14 protein-coding genes and 1 tRNA gene are annotated in these 18,904 nt (G+C 66.2%); 6 read left to right on the forward strand and 9 right to left on the reverse strand.

The features are described from left to right. Positions 1–98: 98 nt before the first annotated feature. Positions 99–515, reverse strand: a complete 417-nt coding sequence (locus tag BM162_RS13410) for a response regulator transcription factor (RefSeq protein WP_093422857.1) — start codon at positions 513–515, stop codon at positions 99–101. A gap of 80 nt (positions 516–595) precedes the next feature. Beyond that, positions 596–3,058 (reverse strand): ATP-dependent helicase, encoded by a 2,463-nt coding sequence (locus tag BM162_RS13415; protein WP_093422859.1) that lies wholly within the window; start codon positions 3,056–3,058, stop codon positions 596–598. A 153-nt stretch (positions 3,059–3,211) separates the two neighbouring features. Here BM162_RS13415 and BM162_RS13420 point away from each other — a divergent pair, with 153 nt between their 5' ends. The 3 genes from BM162_RS13420 (at position 3,212) to BM162_RS13430 (ending at position 7,799) form a co-directional block, all read left to right on the forward strand. Then, on the forward strand, positions 3,212–3,967 hold the full coding sequence (locus BM162_RS13420; RefSeq protein ID WP_177215162.1) for a PAS domain-containing protein: 756 nt from the start codon (positions 3,212–3,214) through the stop codon (positions 3,965–3,967). A 95-nt stretch (positions 3,968–4,062) separates the two neighbouring features. Next, entirely contained in the window at positions 4,063–7,506 is a 3,444-nt protein-coding gene (locus tag BM162_RS13425; RefSeq protein ID WP_093422864.1) for a pyruvate carboxylase, read from the forward strand. 218 nt (positions 7,507–7,724) lie between these two features. After that, positions 7,725–7,799, forward strand: a tRNA-Gly gene (locus BM162_RS13430). Between the two features lie 176 nt (positions 7,800–7,975). On the opposite strand, the gene BM162_RS13435 is transcribed toward BM162_RS13430, so the two are convergent. After that, positions 7,976–8,755, reverse strand: a complete 780-nt coding sequence (locus BM162_RS13435; protein ID WP_093422867.1) for an SDR family oxidoreductase — start codon at positions 8,753–8,755, stop codon at positions 7,976–7,978. A gap of 196 nt (positions 8,756–8,951) precedes the next feature. Between BM162_RS13435 and BM162_RS13440 the strand changes: the two genes are divergently transcribed. Continuing rightward, complete coding sequence (locus tag BM162_RS13440) at positions 8,952–9,956, forward strand: Hint domain-containing protein (RefSeq protein ID WP_093423193.1); 1,005 nt, start codon at positions 8,952–8,954, stop codon at positions 9,954–9,956. Here the strand turns inward: BM162_RS13440 and BM162_RS13445 are convergent. Continuing rightward, the gene (locus BM162_RS13445) at positions 9,941–10,333 is read right to left on the reverse strand and encodes a nuclear transport factor 2 family protein (RefSeq protein WP_093422869.1); all 393 of its coding nucleotides are present in this window, start codon (positions 10,331–10,333) and stop codon (positions 9,941–9,943) included. The genes BM162_RS13440 and BM162_RS13445 overlap by 16 nt on opposite strands. A gap of 122 nt (positions 10,334–10,455) precedes the next feature. Here BM162_RS13445 and BM162_RS13450 point away from each other — a divergent pair, with 122 nt between their 5' ends. Next, complete coding sequence (locus BM162_RS13450) at positions 10,456–12,063, forward strand: peptide chain release factor 3 (RefSeq protein ID WP_093422872.1); 1,608 nt, start codon at positions 10,456–10,458, stop codon at positions 12,061–12,063. A gap of 222 nt (positions 12,064–12,285) precedes the next feature. Beyond that, positions 12,286–13,734 carry a DEAD/DEAH box helicase gene (locus BM162_RS13455; RefSeq protein ID WP_093422874.1) on the forward strand — a complete coding sequence of 483 codons (1,449 nt, stop codon included), beginning with the start codon at positions 12,286–12,288 and terminating at the stop codon, positions 13,732–13,734. 81 nt (positions 13,735–13,815) lie between these two features. On the opposite strand, the gene BM162_RS13460 is transcribed toward BM162_RS13455, so the two are convergent. From BM162_RS13460 to nuoN, 5 genes are read right to left on the reverse strand one after another with little or no spacing between them, the layout of a single operon-like run. Further along, positions 13,816–14,241, reverse strand: a complete 426-nt coding sequence (locus tag BM162_RS13460; RefSeq protein ID WP_093422877.1) for an OsmC family protein — start codon at positions 14,239–14,241, stop codon at positions 13,816–13,818. 31 nt (positions 14,242–14,272) lie between these two features. Beyond that, positions 14,273–15,940, reverse strand: a complete 1,668-nt coding sequence (locus tag BM162_RS13465) for a ribonuclease J (protein ID WP_093422879.1) — start codon at positions 15,938–15,940, stop codon at positions 14,273–14,275. After that, complete coding sequence (locus BM162_RS13470; protein WP_093422882.1) at positions 15,941–16,714, reverse strand: type III pantothenate kinase; 774 nt, start codon at positions 16,712–16,714, stop codon at positions 15,941–15,943. Between the two features lie 11 nt (positions 16,715–16,725). Further along, positions 16,726–17,475, reverse strand: a complete 750-nt coding sequence (locus BM162_RS13475) for a biotin--[acetyl-CoA-carboxylase] ligase (RefSeq protein WP_093422885.1) — start codon at positions 17,473–17,475, stop codon at positions 16,726–16,728. Beyond that, a complete protein-coding gene (nuoN, locus tag BM162_RS13480; RefSeq protein ID WP_093422887.1) occupies positions 17,465–18,901 on the reverse strand; it encodes an NADH-quinone oxidoreductase subunit NuoN in 1,437 nt (478 codons plus the stop codon). The genes BM162_RS13475 and nuoN overlap by 11 nt, the downstream gene beginning before the upstream one ends. Positions 18,902–18,904 lie beyond the last annotated feature (3 nt).

An 18,904-nucleotide genomic window follows, 5' to 3' on the forward strand; every position in this document is an offset into this window, starting at 1 on the left:
GCTCCACCGGATACGGGCCGCCCTCTCCTCCTCCCTAGGGTGCGTTCGTTGAAAGAGCGGCGGCGTCCACCTCCTCCCGGGCGTCGCCGCTTCTGTATTCAGATGGCCCTCTGCACATCTGCGGGTAATGACCGAGCGAGCGGCGCCATACACTCGGCGCGCGCGCCCTGATGCTCGGCCACAGCAACCAGTTCCGAGGGGCAGATGCCGCGCGGCAGCACCATCGAGATGTTGGCGCAAAGCCGGAACAACTCGCCCCGGGAAAACAGGCGCGACCCCGACATCAGCAGCGCCGGACGTCGCGGATTGCGGATGGCGAACAGGTTGACCAGGGGAATGCCGCTGTGTTCGCCAAGATCGAGATCGACCACGACAAGGTCGTAGAGCGTGGTGAGGAGCGCCTGCCCCCCCTCCTCCATCGAGCCGGCCAGGGTGACCCCGTGTCCGGCTGCGGTAAGCGCAGCGGCCCAAGCCGGGCCGAGCGCCGGATCGCACTCGACAACAAGTATCTTCATTCTACGCCTCTCTCTTCGGACCGCCGGCGTTTTATGAGAGGCTAAAGTTAACAGCGGCTTAGCACGGACTCCGGAAAGAATCAGAAGGGCACGTCGTCCGCCCGGTCGGCTTCGATCACAAACTTGGCGACCACCTTCTTCGATCCCGCCTTTTCGAATGCGATATCGAGCTTGTCGCCCTCGATCCCGGTGACGGTGCCGTAGCCGAACTTCTTGTGGAACACGCGGTCGCCCTCGGTGAAGGCCGACACGGCGTCCGCGTCTATGATCATGTTGCGCGACTCGCGCGGCTGGCTCATCGAGCGCGTGGCGCTGCGGGCTTGCATTCTCTTCCAGCCCGGCGAGTTGTAGACGTTCGCCTCCGCCGCGCGTTCGTGCAGGTTCGACTGCGCCTCCTGCATCATCTTCGGGCTCGCGCTCGCCGCCATGCCCGCCGCGCCGTAGCCGCCACCATAGAGGCCCGGAGGCGTCAGCACCTCGACATGTTCCTCGGAGAGTTCGTCGACGAACCGTGACGGAAGCGCCGACTGCCACTGGCCATAGACCCGCCGGTTCGCCGCGAAAGAGATCGTGCACAGCTCCTCGGCCCGCGTGATGCCGACATAGGCCAGCCGCCGCTCTTCCTCGAGCCCCTTCAGACCGCTTTCGTCCATGCTTCGCTGCGACGGGAACAGCCCGTCTTCCCACCCCGGCAGGAATACGACCGGGAACTCCAGCCCCTTGGCCGCGTGCAGCGTCATGATCGAGACCTTTGCGCCCTGCTCCTCGGTCTCGTTGTCCATGATCAAAGCGACGTGTTCGAGGAAGCCCTGAAGGTTCTCGAACTGCTCCAGCGCCTTCACCAGTTCCTTGAGGTTTTCCAGCCGCCCCGGCGCTTCCGGCGTCTTGTCGTTCTGCCAGTGCGCGGTATAGCCCGATTCCTCGAGGATCTGCTCGGCCAGCTCGATATGGCTGATCTTCGGCTTGGGGCGCAGCGCGGCCTCGTCCTCGATCACCACCGCCTCGTCGTCGCCCGGCACGATCCTCTCCAGCGGGCCCACCGCCAGATCGTGCCAGCGCGCCAGGTTATCGACCAGCAGGCGCAATTCGGCCGCGCCCTTGCCGCCCAACCCCTTCTCGGCCAGCAGGATGCGCGCGCCATCCAGCAGGCTGACGCCGTTCTCGCGCGCCGCGATCTGGATCTTCTGCTGCGCCTTGTCGCCCAGGCCCCGCTTCGGCGTGTTCACGATCCGCTCGAACGCGAGATCGTCGTCGGGCGACACGGCGAGCCGGAAATAGGCCATCGCGTCGCGAATCTCCATCCGCTCGTAGAAGCGCGGGCCGCCGATCACGCGGTACGGCAGGCCTATCGTCAGGAACCGGTCCTCGAACGTGCGCATCTGGTGCGAGGCGCGGACGAGAATCGCCATGTCGTCGAGCGAGAAGCCCTCCATCCCGCGCGTGCCCTTCTGGAGCGACTCGATCTCTTCGCCGATCCAGCGGGCTTCCTCTTCCCCGTCCCAGTGGCCGATCAGGCGGACCTTCTCGCCCCCGTCGGCGTCGGTCCACAGCGTCTTGCCCAGCCGCCCCTTGTTGGCGTCGATGACGCCCGAGGCCGCGCCCAGGATGTGCGGCGTCGAGCGATAGTTCTGCTCAAGCCGGACGACGATTGCGCCGGGAAAGTCCTTCTCGAACCGCAGGATGTTGCCCACCTCGGCCCCGCGCCAGCCATAGATCGACTGGTCGTCGTCGCCCACGCAGCAGATGTTCTTGTGCCCCTGCGCCAGAAGCCGCAGCCAGAGATACTGCGCGACGTTGGTGTCCTGGTACTCGTCCACGAGGATATAGCGGAACCAGCGCTGATACTGGGCCAGCACGTCCGGGTTGTCCTGGAAGATCGTCAGGACGTGCAGCAAGAGGTCGCCGAAATCCACGGCATTCAACGTCTTCAGCCGCTGCTGGTAATAGTCGTACAGTTCAGTTCCGCGGTTGTTGAAGGCCGAGGCCTCGGAGGCCGGCACCTTGTCGGGCGTCCAGGCCCGGTTCTTCCAGTGGTCGATCAGCCCGGCAAGCTGGCGGGCAGGCCAGCGCTTCTCGTCGATGTTCTCGGCCGCAATGAGCTGCTTGAGCAGGCGAATCTGGTCGTCGGTATCGAGGATGGTGAAGTTCGTCTTGAGCCCCACCAGTTCCGCGTGCCGGCGCAACAGCTTCACGCAGATGGCGTGGAAGGTGCCCAGCCACGGCATCCCCTCGACCGTCTGGCCGAGAAGCCGGGCGACACGCTCCTTCATCTCGCGCGCGGCCTTGTTGGTGAAGGTCACCGACAGGATCTCGTTCGGGCGCGCCTTGCCGGTATTCAGCAGGTGCGCGATCCGGGTCGTCAACGCCTTGGTCTTGCCGGTCCCCGCGCCGGCCAGCATCAGCACCGGGCCGTCCAGCGCCTCGACCGCTTCGCGCTGCGCCGGGTTCAGGTCGTCGAGATACGGGGCGGGACGCGCTGCCATCGCACGGGCCGACAGCGGCACCGCCGCCTCGAATGCGTCGCTTTCGTCGAAACTGCTCATGGGCGCGACTCTAACCCGATCGCCTCGGGAGGGAAAGCGCTGTTCCCCGTCCGTTCACATGGTCGGCAACGAAGGGTAAGCTCGTTGACCCGGCCTTTACCTCCGCGCGCCATCCTGCCGCCGGAGTTTCGCCGCAGAGGTAAAGAACACATGATGCCGACCGAATCCGCCGATGCGCTGCGCCGAAGCCTCGGTGTCTTCTCGTCCCCGATGTTCGCCGTGGAACGGGATCCGGCGAAAGGGGAGTTCCGCGTCATCTGCGTCAACGACGCCTACGAACGCGCGACGGGATTGGACGGCAAGGCGCTCGCCGGCCGGCGCCCGCACGACCTGCTGCCCGAGCCACAGGCCCAGGAGCTCTGCACCCGCTACGCCGCCTGCCTGGCCGACAACCGCCCCCTGCGCTATCGCGAAACGCTGGATCTGCCGCAAGGCCGGTCGCGCTGGGACACGACGATCCAGCCGGTGGAACGCACCGACGGCACCACCCTGATCGTCGGCACAGCGCTGCCGCTGGACGGCTCCCATCACTCCGACGGGACGCGACGCGCACTCGACGACATCCTGTTCCTGGGCGTGCAGGCCCAGTTCCAGCTTCACCGCGTGACCAGCTATATCGAGAGCGTCTCACCCGGCAGCGGCGACCCGGTGGCGGAGCGTCTTCAGGCGGTGGCTGGCGTCTGCCGCTCGATCGCCAGCGCGCTCGGCGATATCCGCGATCGGGCCGAACGGGCGTGCGGCGAAATGCAGTCGATGCCGGTGATCCACGGGCCGCTCGACCCTCCGCCGACCTCTCCCCAGCCGGCCAACCGCGACGATGCCGCATTGGCCAAGCCGGCCCCCATGGCAGCGCCCGACATCGCGGCCGCCGTCCGCAGTATCGCCTCGACCGTCACGCATCCCGACTGAAGCGCCGCTGCGTCAGACCGTCGCATCCACCTGTTTACGGCTCGGCACGTTGGCCCTACAACTTTTGCTGCACCTGCAAAAAACGAGGGCGGATCATGGCCGAGTTCAACAAAATCCTCATCGCCAACCGCGGCGAGATCGCCATCCGCGTAATGCGCGCCGCCAACGAACTCGGGAAACGAACGGTCGCGATCTACGCCGCCGAGGACAAGCTGAGCCTGCACCGCTTCAAGGCGGACGAAGCGTACCAGGTGGGCGAAGGACTCGGACCCGTCGCGGCCTACCTGTCGATCGGCGAAATCATCCGCGTCGCCAAGATGTCGGGCGCAGATGCGATCCACCCGGGCTACGGCCTGTTGTCCGAGAATCCGGAATTCGTGGAGGCCTGCCGAGACGCCGGCATCACCTTCATCGGTCCCAAGGCCGAGACAATGCGTGCCCTCGGCGACAAGGCCAGCGCCCGCAAGGTCGCCATCGAGGCCGGCGTGCCGGTCATCCCGGCGACCGAGGTACTGGGCGACGACATGGACGCGATCCGCAAAGAGGCCGCCGGGATCGGCTATCCCCTGATGCTAAAGGCATCCTGGGGCGGCGGCGGCCGCGGCATGCGCCCGATCATGGGCCCCGACGAGCTTGAGGAGAAGGTGCGCGAGGGCCGGCGCGAGGCCGAGGCGGCATTCGGCAACGGCGAGGGTTACCTCGAGAAGATGATCGAGCGCGCCCGCCACGTCGAGGTGCAGATCCTCGGCGACAGCCAGGGCAACATCTATCACCTGTGGGAGCGCGACTGTTCGGTCCAGCGCCGCAACCAGAAGGTCGTCGAACGCGCGCCCGCCCCCTACCTCTCGCCCGCGCAACGCGAGGAACTGTGCAATCTCGGCCGAAAAATCGCCGAGCAGGTCGGCTACGAGTGCGCCGGCACGGTCGAGTTCCTGATGGATATGGCGACCGGGCAGTTCTATTTCATCGAGGTCAATCCGCGCGTGCAGGTCGAGCACACGGTCACCGAAGAGGTCACCGGCATCGACATCGTCAAGGCGCAGATCCTGATTGCCGAGGGCAAGTCGCTGATGGAGGCCACCGGCGTGGCCAGCCAGTACGACGTTCAACTCGACGGCCATGCGCTGCAGTGCCGAGTGACGACCGAGGACCCGACCAACAACTTCATCCCCGACTATGGCCGCATCACGACATATCGCTCGGCCACCGGCATGGGCATCCGGCTCGACGGCGGCACCGCCTATTCCGGCGCCGTGATCACGCGGTACTACGATTCGCTCCTGACCAAGGTGACCGCCTGGGCCCGCACGCCCGAGGCCGCCATTGCCCGGATGGACCGCGCCCTGCGCGAGTTCCGCATCCGCGGGGTCAGCACGAACATCGACTTCGTGATCAACCTGCTCAAGCACCCAGTCTTCCTGAACAACGAGTACCACACCAAGTTCATCGACCAGACGCCCGAGCTGTTCGATTTCGCCCCGCGTCAGGACCGCGCGACGAAGATCCTAACCTATATCGCGGACATCACGGTGAACGGGCATCCCGAGACCGAGGGCCGCCCGAAGCCCCGCGCCGACGTGAAGACGCCGAAAGCCCCTCGGCCGATGACCGACACGCCTGCGCCGGGGACCAAGCAAATCCTGGACGAACGCGGACCCGAAGGGCTGGCCAAGTGGATGTCGGAGCAGTCGCGCCTGCTGATCACGGACACCACCATGCGCGACAGCCACCAGTCGCTGCTGGCGACGCGCATGCGGTCGATCGACATGGTGCGTGTCGCCCCCGCCTACGCCGCCAACCTGCCGCAGCTTTTCAGCGTCGAGTGCTGGGGCGGCGCGACCTTCGACGTGGCTTATCGCTTCCTTCAGGAATGCCCGTGGCAGCGCCTGCGCGACCTGCGTGCGCGGATGCCCAACGTGATGACGCAGATGCTCCTGCGCGCCTCGAACGGCGTGGGCTATACCAACTATCCCGACAACGTGGTGCAGTTCTTCATCAGGCAGGCCGCCGAGTCCGGCGTCGATGTCTTCCGCGTCTTCGACAGCCTGAACTGGGTCGAGAACATGCGCGTCGCCATGGACGCGGTGATCGACGCCGGCAAGGTCTGCGAGGGCACGATCTGTTACACCGGCGACCTGCTGGACCCGGAGCGGTCGAAGTACGATCTGAAGTACTACGTCGGCATGGCGAAAGAACTGGAGGCCGCAGGCGCACACGTCCTGGGCCTCAAGGACATGGCGGGCCTGCTGAAACCGGTGCAGGCGCGCATGCTGATCGGCGCACTGAAGGAGGAGGTGGGCCTGCCGATCCACTTCCACACCCACGACACCGCCGGCATCGCCTGCGGCTCGATCATGGCGGCGGCCGAGGCGGGCGTGGACGCGGTAGATTGCGCAATGGATTCGCTGTCGGGCAACACCAGCCAGGCGACGCTCGGCACCGTGGTCTCGGCGCTGGCGCATACCGAGCGCGAGACCGGACTCGACATCGCCGCGGTGCGCGAACTCTCGAACTACTGGGAAAACGTCCGCGACCAGTACGCCGCCTTCGAATCCGGGATGCAGTCTCCCGCCTCCGAGGTGTACCTGCACGAGATGCCGGGCGGGCAGTTCACGAACCTCAAGGCCCAGGCGCGCTCTCTGGGGCTCGAGGAGAAGTGGCACGAGGTCGCCAAGACTTATGCCGACGTGAACATGATGTTCGGCGACATCGTGAAGGTCACGCCGTCGTCGAAGGTTGTGGGCGACATGGCGCTGATGATGGTCAGCCAGGGCCTCACCCGCGAACAGGTAGAGGACCCGAAGACCGAGGTGTCGTTTCCAGACAGCGTAATCGACATGATGCGCGGCAATCTCGGCCAGCCGCCGGGCGGCTTTCCGGCCAGCATCGTGAAGAAGGTGCTGAAGGGCGAGAAGCCGAACACCGAGCGGCCGGGCAAGCACCTGAAGCCCGTGGACCTCGAAGCCGCGCGCACGGAGGCGTCCGAGGCGCTCGGAGGTGAACAGATCGACGACGAGGATCTCGGCGGCTATCTGATGTACCCCAAGGTCTTCACCGACTACCGCCGCCGGCACGCGGAGTACGGGCCGGTGCGCACGCTGCCCACGCACACCTTCTTCTACGGCATGGAGGCGGGCGAAGAGATCTCGGCCGAGATCGCCCCGGGCAAGACGCTCGAAATTCGTTGCCAGGCCATCGGCGAGACGAACGACGAAGGCGAGGCCAAGCTGTTCTTCGAACTCAACGGGCAGCCGCGCCTGATCCGAGTGAAGGACCGGCGCGTGGCCGCCGCGAGCGGCGCCCGCGCGAAGGTCGAGGCTGACAACCCGAACCACGTCGGCGCGCCGATGCCAGGGGTCGTGGCGTCGGTCAGTGCGACGGCAGGCGCGTCAGTGAAAGAAGGCGACCTGCTGCTGACCATCGAGGCCATGAAGATGGAGACAGGCCTGCACGCCGAGCGCGACGCCGTGGTCAAGGCCGTCCACGTGACGCCGGGCGCGCAGATCGACGCCAAGGACCTGCTGGTCGAGCTGGAGTAAGGTTCGGTCTTCGTCGGTCCCTCCAGTTCCTCCTCGTGCAAGAAGAGGGACCGAAGGGACCGATGAGGGGCAGCGCAGCGTGCATGAACGAAATGCCGCGACGGAAGCCAAAAATCCCGCGGATCCCCTGAATTTTCCTCTTGCAGCCACCGGCCCTGATCCCTAAATACCGCCTCACCGACACGGAGCGGCAAACGCTGCTCCGGACCGAAAAGGAAGCGGGCGTAGCTCAGGGGTAGAGCATTACCTTGCCAAGGTAAGGGTCGTGAGTTCGAATCTCATCGCCCGCTCCATTCGGAAACAAGCCGGCGCAGCAGGCGCCAGCTGGTCGAAAAAATTCAAAGACAGATAATCCGTGACGCACGGCGCGTTTAGCATTCTTGCGGTCTGCTTGCCGCTGTTGCTCTTCCGCCGCTTGCCCCCTAACCACGGAGATTGGGCTGCGGGGGCTGAAGCGCCCCCGCTCCGTTCAGATCGTCGCGTTGGTGGCCCCGCCATCGCAGAGCACGTTCTGCGCCACGATGAAGCCCGCGTGCTTTGAGCAAAGGAAGGCGCAGGTTGCGCCGAACTCTTCCTTCTGCCCGTAGCGGCGCACGGGGATGGTCGCCTCGCGGCGTGTGCGGGCCTCTTCCATCGAGATATGCTCGCGCTGCGCCACGCCGGAGTCGAGCGATACCGCACGGTCGGTGTCGTGGATGCCCGGCAGCAGGTTGTTGATCGTTACGCCAAACTCGGCCACCTGCCGCGCCGTGCCGGCGACATAGCCGGTCAGGCCGGCGCGCGCGCTGTTTGACAGCCCCAGCGCCGGGATGGGCGCCTTGACCGATTGCGAAGTGATGTTGACCACGCGGCCCCAGCGCCGCTCGCACATTCCCGGCAGCAGCGCCTTCATCAGCGCGATGGGCGTGAGCATGTTGGAGTCGAGCGCTTTGATAAAATCCTCGCGCTCCCAGTCCGACCACAGGCCCGGCGGGGGGCCGCCCGCATTCGTCACCAGGATGTCGACGTCGCCCGCCGCCTGCAGGACCTTGTGCTGACCTTCCTCGGTTGTCACGTCGCAGGGCACGGTCGTGACGGTGACGCCAAAGTCTTCACGGATTCGCTTGGCCTCGGCCTCAAGCGCCTCTTCGCCGCGGGCGTTCATTACCAGCTCAACGCCGGCCTCCGCCAGTGCGCGGGCGCAGCCCAGCCCCAGCCCCTTCGACGAGGCCGTGACCAACGCCTTCTTTCCCTTAATGCCCAGATCCATTCGCGTGTCCTCCGCTGTTTCTCTTCGCTGCGCAGGACGTAGCACTCCGCACCCGGGCGGAAAAGCCGCGCCCGATGCGCCAGTGCACGCTCGCGCCGCAGATCGTGCGGCGGACGGGAATGCACGCACCCGCCGTTTGACGCCTCGCGCGCCGCCGCCTAAGGCTGTGGAGACCTCGGTTTCCGATCACGTGCAGATGACGCAAGACGATTATCCCCGGACGACAGCGACGCAGAGCCTGCCGGTATTCCCGGCAGCCGAGTTTACGGCGGTCGAGGGGGCGAGTCTGGGCGATCCCCTGGGCGTGGCGGCGGACCTCGTATTGGGCGACGTCTACCGCCTGGCGTCGGGCGCCTCCGGCACGCGTCTGGCCGTACACGGCCCGCCCGAGGCGCTGCGTGTGGCGTTCGACAGCCCCTCCGGCGTGCCGGGAGCGGCGGTGCGGCTGGACGCCTGCGCCACCTTCATGTCCCCCGACGGCGGCACGTTCGAGGCCCTGATCCTGGTCGAGGACGGGCGCCAGCCGCGCGTCTATCTGTTTCCGCTCGCCCCCGTCGCGCCGCGGCAGGCGTACGCGCTGGTAACACTTGATCCCCGGGCCGCGCCGCGCCGCTTCGCCGAGGCGGGTTGCGTGTCCTTCACGCGCGGGACGCGGATCACGCTGGCCACCGGGCAGCAGGTGCCGGTGGAGGAGATCGCGGTGAGGGACAAGGTGCTGACCCGCGATCACGGGCCGTGCCCCGTCCGCTGGGTGGGACGGCAAACGGTGCGGGCCTCCGGCGCCTTCGCCCCGATCCGTATCCGGGCCGGCGCGCTGAACAACGAGGCCGACCTGATCGTGAGCCCGGACCACCGGCTCTTCGTCTACCAGCGCCGCGACGCGGTGAAGGCCGGAAGATCGGAGTTGTTGGTCAAGGCCAAGTATTTGGTGAACGGCGACAATGTCACGCGGACGGCCGGCGGGTTCGTCGAATACTTCCAGCTGCTCTTCGACGCGCACGAGATCATCTATGCCGAGGGCATCGCCGCCGAAAGCCTGATGGTGGACACGCGGGTGCGCCCCGCCCTGCCCGACGCCGTGCGCGCCCAGCTACACAGCGTTGGCAGCGACGCCACCCGCCGGGATCTGGGGTTCGAGATCCGCGCCGGCTCGCTTGACGCGGCCGATGCAGTGAAGCTGCTGCGTCAGGCGTCGTCCTGATCGGGCGTGAAGAAGAACTCTTCCCGCGCGACCTGTCCGTCCTGAACGTAGTAGACCCCGACTTCCTTCATCCGGCTCCGCTCGCCCGTCTGGCGGTTCGTTGCTTCGACCTCGAAGATGACGGCGAAGCGATCTTCGCCGTGCAGGAACGGTCCCTCGACCGACAGGTCGTGCACCTCGAACGTCTGCTCCCACCATTCGTGCTTGCCCAGGATCGCCTCGCGCCCGTGGGCGATGCGGCTGTCCATGCCGGGACCAGCGAAAGGTTCGACCGATTCGGCATTCTCGGCGTATAGCTCCTGCACCATCGGCTGGGTGTCGCCGGTGCGGCAGGCCGCGACGAGCCGTTGCGCGATGTCCGATAGCGTGCGCGCCATGACCTCGTCCTCCCTGACATGTTCCGCCAATGTTCCAAGGCTGCCCGAGCTGCCCGAGTCGTGCAAGCACGTCATCGCGCGCCCGATTGCGCGGGACCCGCCGCGCCGCTATATGCCGCTTCATGCTCGACAGAACCTCGAACCAGCCCGTCCTGCCGCCCGAGATCGCGCGCCGCCGGACCTTCGCCATCATTTCGCACCCCGACGCGGGCAAGACCACGCTGACCGAGAAGTTCCTGCTTTTCGGCGGGGCGATCCAGATGGCGGGTCAGGTCCGCGCCAAGGGCGAGGCGCGGCGCACGCGGTCGGACTTCATGCAGATGGAGAAGGACCGCGGCATTTCGGTCTCGGCCTCGGCGATGTCGTTCGACTACCGCGACTTCCGGTTCAACCTCGTCGACACGCCCGGCCACTCGGACTTTTCCGAGGACACGTACCGCACGCTGACGGCCGTGGACGCCGCGATCATGGTGATCGACGGCGCAAAGGGCGTAGAAAGCCAGACTCGGAAGCTGTTCGAGGTCTGCCGCCTACGCGACCTGCCGATCCTGACCTTCTGTAACAAGATGGATCGGGAAAGCCGCGACACGTTCGAGATCATCGACGAGATCCAGGAGAACCTGGCCATCGACGTGACGCCCGCCTCCTGGCCCATCGGCGTGGGGCGCGACTTCGTCGGCTGCTATGACATGCTGCGCGACCGGCTGGAACTGATGGACCGCGCCGACCGCAACCGCGTGGCGGAGTCGATTAAGATCGAGGGGCTCGACGACCCCAAGCTGGCCGAGCACGTGCCGGCGCACCTGCTCGACCAACTCAAGGAAGAGGTCGAGATGGCGCGCGAGCTGCTGCCCCCGTTCGAAGCGCAGGCATTCCTGGACGGCACGCTGACACCGATCTGGTTCGGCAGCGCCATCAATTCGTTCGGGGTGAAGGAGCTGATGGACGGCATCGGCGAATTCGGCCCGCAGCCGCAGGTCACCAGCGCCGAGCCGCGCCAGATCGCGCCGGATGAGACGAAGGTCTCGGGCTTCGTGTTCAAGGTACAGGCGAACATGGACCCCAAGCACCGCGACCGGGTGGCCTTCGTGCGCCTGTCGTCGGGCCATTTCAATCGCGGCATGAAGCTGACGCACGTGCGCTCGAAGAAGCCGATGGCGATCTCGAGCCCGGTCCTGTTCCTCGCCTCGGATCGCGAACTGGCCGAGGAGGCCTGGGCCGGCGACATCATCGGCATCCCTAATCACGGACAGCTGCGCATCGGCGACACACTGACCGAGGGCGAAGCCTTGCGCGTCACCGGCATCCCGTCCTTCGCGCCCGAGCTTCTGCAGAACTGCCGCGCCGGCGACCCGATGAAGGCCAAGCACCTGGACAAGGCCCTGATGCAGTTTGCCGAGGAAGGCGCGGCCAAGGTATTCAAGCCCATGCTGGGCTCGGGTTTCATCGTCGGCGTGGTCGGGCAGCTTCAGTTCGAGGTGCTCGCCAGCCGGATCGAGATGGAATACGGCCTGCCCGTCCGCTTCGAGCCGTCGCAGTTCACCTCGGCGCGCTGGGTGTCGGGGCCGAAGGACAAGGTCGAGAAATTCGTGTCGTCGAACAAGGGCCACATCGCGCACGACAACGACGGCGACATCGTCTACATGACCCGCCTTCAGTGGGACATCGACCGGATCGAGCGTGACCACCCCGACCTCAAGCTGACGGCGACGAAAGAGATGATGGTCTGAGCCCTTGGAAACGACTTCAGTCCATCCCATTATCTGAGCTAGGTGCTTCGATGCCATTCGCCGCAGGCGTTCGGCACACCTTTTCGCGAGTCACGTTGACCGCAAGAGCCTGATCAAGTACCGAAAGTACGGGAATATATTCCAGATCGGGCAAGTTCGGCCGTCCGGGCCGCTCCCCTCAGACGTACGGGCCATGACGGGTCCGTAAACCAACGGATCCAGATGACCAAATTTTCTGACCTCGACCTCGACCCCAAAGTTCTCAAGGCGGTGGAAGAAGCCGGCTACACGACGCCCACGCCGATCCAGGCGGGCGCAATCCCCGCCGCGCTTCAGGGACGTGACGTGCTGGGCATCGCGCAGACCGGCACCGGCAAGACGGCGAGCTTCACGCTGCCGATGATCACCATGCTGGGCAAGGGCCGCGCCCGCGCCCGCATGCCGCGCAGCCTGGTGCTGGCGCCGACGCGCGAACTGGCCGCGCAGGTGGCCGAGAACTTCGACACCTACGCCAAATACACCAAGCTCACGAAGGCCCTGCTGATCGGCGGAGTGTCGTTCAAGGAGCAGGACCAGCTGATCGACAAGGGCGTGGACGTCCTGATCGCGACGCCGGGTCGCCTGCTCGACCATTTCGAGCGCGGCAAGCTGCTGCTGACCGGCGTTCAGATCATGGTGGTGGACGAAGCCGATCGCATGCTCGACATGGGCTTCATCCCGGATATCGAGCGGATCTTCTCGCTCACGCCGTTCACCCGCCAGACGCTGTTCTTCTCGGCCACCATGGCGTCCGAGATCGAGCGGATCACCAACACCTTCCTCTCGGCTCCCGAGAAGATCGAGGTTGCGCGCCAGGCGACCGCGTCAGAGACGATCGAGCAGGGCGTGGTGATGTTCCGCGCCAGCCGCAAGGACCGGCAGGCCGCCGAGAAGCGCGAGGTTCTGCGGCGCCTGATCGACGGCGAAGGCGACAAGTGCACCAACGCCATCGTCTTCTGCAACCGTAAGATCGATGTCGACATCGTCGCCAAGTCGCTGAAGAAGCACGGCTACGACGCCGCGCCGATCCACGGCGACCTGGACCAGTCCCAGCGGACCCGCACGCTTGAGGAGTTCCGGGAAGGCAAGCTGCGCTTCCTCGTGGCCTCGGACGTCGCGGCGCGCGGTCTCGACGTGCCGGCAGTGAGCCACGTGTTCAACTTCGACGTTCCCTCGCATTCCGAAGACTACGTGCACCGTATCGGCCGCACCGGCCGCGCCGGGCGTGACGGCAAGGCCATGATGATCTGCGTGCCTTCGGACGAGAAGAACCTCGAGGATATCGAGAAGCTGATCGACAAGCCGATCCCGCGGATCGAAAGCCCGCTGAAATCCGCCCCCGCGCCCGAAGAGGCCAGCGAGGAGCAGGAAAAGAAGCCGCGCCGCCCCCGTTCGCGCAAGCCGGCCGAGAAGAAGGCCGAGCAGCCGGCCGAGCCTCAGCCGCAGGAAGCGCACGCCGAGCCTCAGGCGCAGAAGGCCGAACAGCCGAAGCCTGAGCCGCAGAAGGACGAAAAGCGCGGCCGGCGCGGAAAGTCCGACAAGGGCGGCAAGCGCGACGACAACGTCGTCGGCATGGGCGACCACCTGCCCCGCTTCATCGCCATGAGCTTCGAGGAGCGCCGCGCGAGCTGACGCGCCGCTCCCGCCGCCGAACAGAAAAAAGCCCCGGAGCGTTCGCTCCGGGGCTTCTTCGTTCTGACCTTCCGCTGCCGCTCAGGCCAGCTTCGCATCCATCGTGATCTCGGCCGTCAGCAGCTTGGACACCGGGCAGCCCTCTTTCGCGGCGTTGGCCGCCGTCAGGAAGGCGTTCTCGTCCGCACCCGGCACCTTCGCCGTCACGTCCAGGTGCACCTTCGTGATGGCGAAGCCCTCGCCCTGCTGCTCAAGCGAGACCGTGGCCTTCGTCGAGATCTCGTCGGCCTTCAGGTCGTGCTGCTCGAGAATCATGCTCAGCGCCATCGAGTAACACGAGGCGTGTGCCGCGCCGATCAGCTCTTCGGGATTGGTGCCCGGCTCCCCTTCGAACCGGGTGTTGAAACCGTAGGGCTGATCGCTCAGCACTCCCGTCTGCGTCGAGACATGGCCCTTGCCGTCCTTCAGGCCACCGGACCAGCGTGCCGAACCGTGCTTCTTGATCATGTCTCTCTCCTTCTTCGGGTTGCGTTTTGGCTCAACTTAGCCTGCTGATGACGACCGTCACCTCCGGCTTGCGACCCAGCTCGTCATTGGCGGACTGCCGCACGATACGGCGCAGGCCGTCTTCGAGCTTCTCGTCATCGGCGATGGTCTTGCGGCCCGCGCGATTGACGAATTGCGACAGGTCCTCTTCCAGCACGTCGACCACGGGTGCCCGCGACCGGCCGGTCTCGGGCAGGCCCATGAGCTCGACCCACGGATCGCCCAGCGGCACGTCGTCCTCGTCCACGATCATCGTGACGACCACGTGGCCGTTCAGCGCCATGCGAATGCGGTCGCGCACCACGCCGTCGAGGGCGCCGATCTGCACCGCCCCGTCCAGATAGACGCGGCCGGTGTCGACATATTCCACGACCTGCGGCGCCTCGCCGGAAAGGCTGATGCAGGTGCCGTTTGGCGCCAGGACGCCCGTGATGCCGGATTCCGCCGCCAGCTTCACATGCTCGCGCAGGTGGCGGTGCTCACCGTGCATGGGCACCACGTATTTCGGCTTGACCAGCTTGTGCATGGTCTCGAGGTCCGGCCGGTTGGCGTGGCCCGAGACGTGGTAGAGCCCGCCGTTGTCGTCAACGACATCCACGCCCATTTCGGAGAACGCGTTCATGATCGAGATGACGCCGCGCTCGTTGCCCGGGATGGTCTTGGACGAGAACAGGAAGGTGTCGCCCTCGGCCATCTTGAGCCCAAGGTACTTGCCCCTCGCCAGCTGAGCCGAGGCGGCGCGCCGTTCCCCTTGGCTGCCGGTGACGATCAGCATCAGGTTGTCGCGCGGAAGCTGGGTGGCGTCCTCGGGCGGTATGGTCGACGGGAAGTCGGTCAGGATGCCCGTCTCGACCGCAGTCTCGACCATCCGCCGCATGGCTCGGCCCAGCAGGCAGACCGACCGTCCGGCCCGCTTGCCGGCCTCGGCCAGTGTCTTCACCCGCGCGATGTTAGACGCGAAGGTGGTCGCGACCACCATTCCCTGCTGCGCCTGCACCAGCCGCTCGATCTCGGGACCGACCATGCTTTCCGACCGGCCCGCATGGTGCGAGAACACGTTGGTCGAGTCGCAGACCAGCGCCAGCACGCCGGGCTTCGAGACATCGCTCCAAAGGTCGAAATCGAACGCCTCGCCCACGACCGGGGCGGGATCGATCTTGAAGTCGCCGGTGTGGATTACCCGGCCCTCCGGCGTGTCGATCACGAGCCCCGCGCTTTCGGGGATCGAATGCGACACCGGCAGGAAGCCGACGCTGAAGGGCCCGGCCTTAACGGTCTCGGGCCAGGGCGAGACGACGTTCACCTGCTCGGCGTCTTGTCCCCGCTCTTCCATCTTCAGCCGCGCCAGAGCCCCGGTGAACGCCCGGGCATAAACCGGCGCGCGCAGGCGGTGCCACAGGTGCCCCACGGCGCCAACGTGATCCTCGTGCGCATGGGTGATGAAGATGCCGTCGATCCGGTCGGCCCGCTCGACCAGCCACGCGATATCGGGAAAGATCAGGTCGACGCCCGGCGTCGTGTCCATGTCCGGGAACGTGACGCCGAGGTCCACGACGATGTACCGCTCGGCCCCCTCGGGGCCGTAGCCGTAGACATAGCAATTCATTCCGATCTCCCCCGCGCCTCCGAGGGGGAGGTAGATCAGCCGCTCATTGCTCATTTATTCACTTTCCTTGTTGTAGGCGTTGATCACCGTCAGGCCGTGCATGGTCAGGTCGTCCTCGATCCGGTCGAAGAGGACGTCTCCCTGAGCGAACAACGGCGCCAGGCCGCCCGTTCCGATGATGGTCATGTCGCGGTCGTACTCGCCGCGGATGCGATCGCAGATGCCCTGGACAAGGCCAACGTAGCCCCAGAATACACCCGACTGGATGCAGGCGACGGTGTTGGTGCCGATCACCTGCTGTGGTTTCGTGACGTCGACATGCGGCAGCGCGGCCGCCGCCTGGTGCAGCGCCTCGAGCGAAAGGTTCACGCCGGGCGCGATGACGCCGCCGACATAGGCGCCGTCCTCGGCCACGACGTCAAACGTGGTGGCGGTCCCGAAGTCGACCACGATCAGGTCGCCGCCGTGCCGGTCGAACGCGCCCGCGGTGTTGACCAGCCGGTCCGGACCCACCTGAGTGCCCTCGTCCACCCGCGGCTGCGTCGGAAGGCGGCATTCTGGTTTACCCACGACGAGCGGCCGACAGTCGAAGTAGCGATTGCACAGCACGCGCAGGTTGAACACGACCCGCGGCACCGTGGACGAGATGATGACCTCGTCGATGGTGACGTCCAGCTTCTGCGCCTGCATCAGCGTCGAGAGCCAGACGAAATACTGGTCGGCGGTACGTTGCCACTCGGTCGAGGTGCGCCAGGTCGCCAGGAAACGCGCGCCGTCCCATATCGAGAAGACGGTGTTGGTGTTACCGCAATCGATGGCCAGAAGCATGCGGGCGGACCTCAGAAAAACACGTCCGCGGCGGCGATGGCACGCCGGCCCTCGGCCGTGTCGAGGATCAGTTGGCCATGTTCGTCGATCGTCTCGAACCGGCCCACCGTTTCGCCGCTGCCGGTGCGGGCGGTGATGACCTCGCCCAGCCGGGCCGCGCGCTTGAGCCAGCTTTCGCGGATCGGCTCAAACCCCAGCCGCTCGAGGATTCCCTCCTCGGTCGCGTAAAAATCAGCCAGCCGGTCCAGGAACGCCTCGGGCTCGACCTCCGGCCCCAGGTCGGCCAGCGCCACCGGCGGGAAGGCCGCGTCGCGCACGTTCCACGGCGCGGATTTCAGGTTGACGCCGAAGCCGATGGCCAGCCAGTCCACCTGCCCCGCCGTCCCCGCGCTTTCCAGCAGGATGCCCGCGACCTTGCCGTTATCGAGCAGCACGTCGTTGGGCCATTTCACCGACAGGCGCGTACGGTCTACGTAAAGCGCCAGAGCCTCGAACAGCGCGTTGGCGGCAAGGAACGTGCGCAGCGCCGCCCAGTGCGCCACGCCGCCCGGCCGCATCACCAGCGTCGCTGCCAGGTTCCCCTCGCCCGTGTCCCACGAACGGCCACGGCGGCCCCGGGCCGCCGTTTGCCGTTTCGCCATGATCCAGGTCGGACGCTCGAGGTCAGGCGCCAGCCGCGCAGCCTCCGCATTGGTGCTGTCGACGGTGTCGAGGACGATCCTTCGATAGCCCTCGGGCCAGGGGGCGTCGTCAGCCGACAAGGCCGACCGCCGCCGCCGCCGCGGCGCCCTCGATCCCGAACAGGTTTACCACGCCCAGCACCATGATTGCCGCGGATACGACCAGGAAGCCCCACAGCACCGGCGATTGCGTGCGGTCGAGCCCCTCGGTCTCTTGACCGAAGTACATAAAGTAGACGATGCGCAGGTAGTAGAACGCCGCGATGACCGAAGCGATCACGCCCAGCACCGCCAGCCAGCCCAGCCCCGCGCCGACGGCGGCGCTGAGAACATAGAACTTCGCGAAGAAGCCCACCAGCGGCGGCACGCCTGCCATCGAGAACATCAGGATCAGCACCGCCAGCGCCTTCACCGGCTCGGTCTTCGAATACATGTGCAGCGACGCGATGTCGGTTACCGGCTTGCCGTCCTTCTCCATCGACAAAATGAAGGCGAAGGTACCGATGTTCATTACCACGTAGATGGCCATGTAGACCAGCATCGCCTGCACGCCGAACGCCGTGCCGGCGGCGAGGCCCATAAGCGCGAAACCCATGTGGTTGATCGACGAGTACGCCATCAGCCGCTTGATGTTTGGCTGCCCGATCGCGGCGACCGCGCCCAGGAACATCGAGGCGAGCGAGATGAAGGCCACGATCTGCTGCCAGTCGCCGACGATCCCGCCGAAGGCATCGTGCACGACACGGGCGAACAGACCCATCGCCGCGACCTTGGGGGCGGTCGCCATGAACGCGGTGACCGGCGTCGGCGCGCCTTCGTAGACATCCGGCGTCCACATGTGGAACGGCGCGGCCGAGACCTTGAACGCCAGACCGGAGGCGATAAACACAAGGCCGAAAAGCAGGCCCAGCGACGCCTCGGTCCCGACGGCGATGACGATGCCGGGGAACAGCGTCGTGCCCGCGTAGCCGTAGGTGAGCGACGCCCCGTAAAGCAGCAGGCCCGAGGACAGCGAGCCCAGCACGAAGTACTTCAGGCCGGCCTCGGTCGATTTCACGTTGTCCCGACGCAGAGAGGCGACGACGTACATCGCGAGCGACTGCAGTTCGAGCCCGAGGTAAAGCGCGATCAAGTCGCCTGCCGACACCATCACCATCATGCCGACGGCGGCGAGCGCGACGAGGATCGGATACTCGAACCGCAGGATGCCGCGACGGGCCATGTAGCCTTCGCTCATCACCAGGACGGCGGCGGCGGACAGCAGGATCGTCACCTTGGCGAAGCGGGCGAAGGCGTCGTCGACGAACATGCCGTGGAAGGCGATGTTCGCCCCGTCGCCCGACAGCCCGATCCAGCCGGCGAGCACAACGAAAACGGCGCTCGTCAGCCACACCAGCATCGGCGCCATCTTGTCCTTGGTCGTATACACGGCGCCGAGCAGCGCCAGCATCGCGAAGACCGACAGCAGGACTTCGGGCAGGATGATCGAGAAATCGGCAGAGGTCATGTG

Source organism: Tranquillimonas alkanivorans, assembly GCF_900115595.1.
GTDB lineage: Bacteria > Pseudomonadota > Alphaproteobacteria > Rhodobacterales > Rhodobacteraceae > Tranquillimonas > Tranquillimonas alkanivorans.

What these genes read in the sequence shown, in the direction of transcription:
- BM162_RS13410 (WP_093422857.1), bottom strand. Translation starts at nt 515, where the DNA reads ATGAAGATACTTGTTGTCGAGTGCGATCCGGCGCTCGGCCCGGCTTGG.
- BM162_RS13415 (WP_093422859.1), bottom strand. Translation starts at nt 3,058, where the DNA reads ATGAGCAGTTTCGACGAAAGCGACGCATTCGAGGCGGCGGTGCCGCTG.
- BM162_RS13420 (WP_177215162.1), top strand. Translation starts at nt 3,212, where the DNA reads ATGCCGACCGAATCCGCCGATGCGCTGCGCCGAAGCCTCGGTGTCTTC.
- BM162_RS13425 (WP_093422864.1), top strand. Translation starts at nt 4,063, where the DNA reads ATGGCCGAGTTCAACAAAATCCTCATCGCCAACCGCGGCGAGATCGCC.
- BM162_RS13435 (WP_093422867.1), bottom strand. Translation starts at nt 8,755, where the DNA reads ATGGATCTGGGCATTAAGGGAAAGAAGGCGTTGGTCACGGCCTCGTCG.
- BM162_RS13440 (WP_093423193.1), top strand. Translation starts at nt 8,952, where the DNA reads ATGACGCAAGACGATTATCCCCGGACGACAGCGACGCAGAGCCTGCCG.
- BM162_RS13445 (WP_093422869.1), bottom strand. Translation starts at nt 10,333, where the DNA reads ATGGCGCGCACGCTATCGGACATCGCGCAACGGCTCGTCGCGGCCTGC.
- BM162_RS13450 (WP_093422872.1), top strand. Translation starts at nt 10,456, where the DNA reads ATGCTCGACAGAACCTCGAACCAGCCCGTCCTGCCGCCCGAGATCGCG.
- BM162_RS13455 (WP_093422874.1), top strand. Translation starts at nt 12,286, where the DNA reads ATGACCAAATTTTCTGACCTCGACCTCGACCCCAAAGTTCTCAAGGCG.
- BM162_RS13460 (WP_093422877.1), bottom strand. Translation starts at nt 14,241, where the DNA reads ATGATCAAGAAGCACGGTTCGGCACGCTGGTCCGGTGGCCTGAAGGAC.
- BM162_RS13465 (WP_093422879.1), bottom strand. Translation starts at nt 15,940, where the DNA reads ATGAGCAATGAGCGGCTGATCTACCTCCCCCTCGGAGGCGCGGGGGAG.
- BM162_RS13470 (WP_093422882.1), bottom strand. Translation starts at nt 16,714, where the DNA reads ATGCTTCTGGCCATCGATTGCGGTAACACCAACACCGTCTTCTCGATA.
- nuoN (WP_093422887.1), bottom strand. Translation starts at nt 18,901, where the DNA reads ATGACCTCTGCCGATTTCTCGATCATCCTGCCCGAAGTCCTGCTGTCG.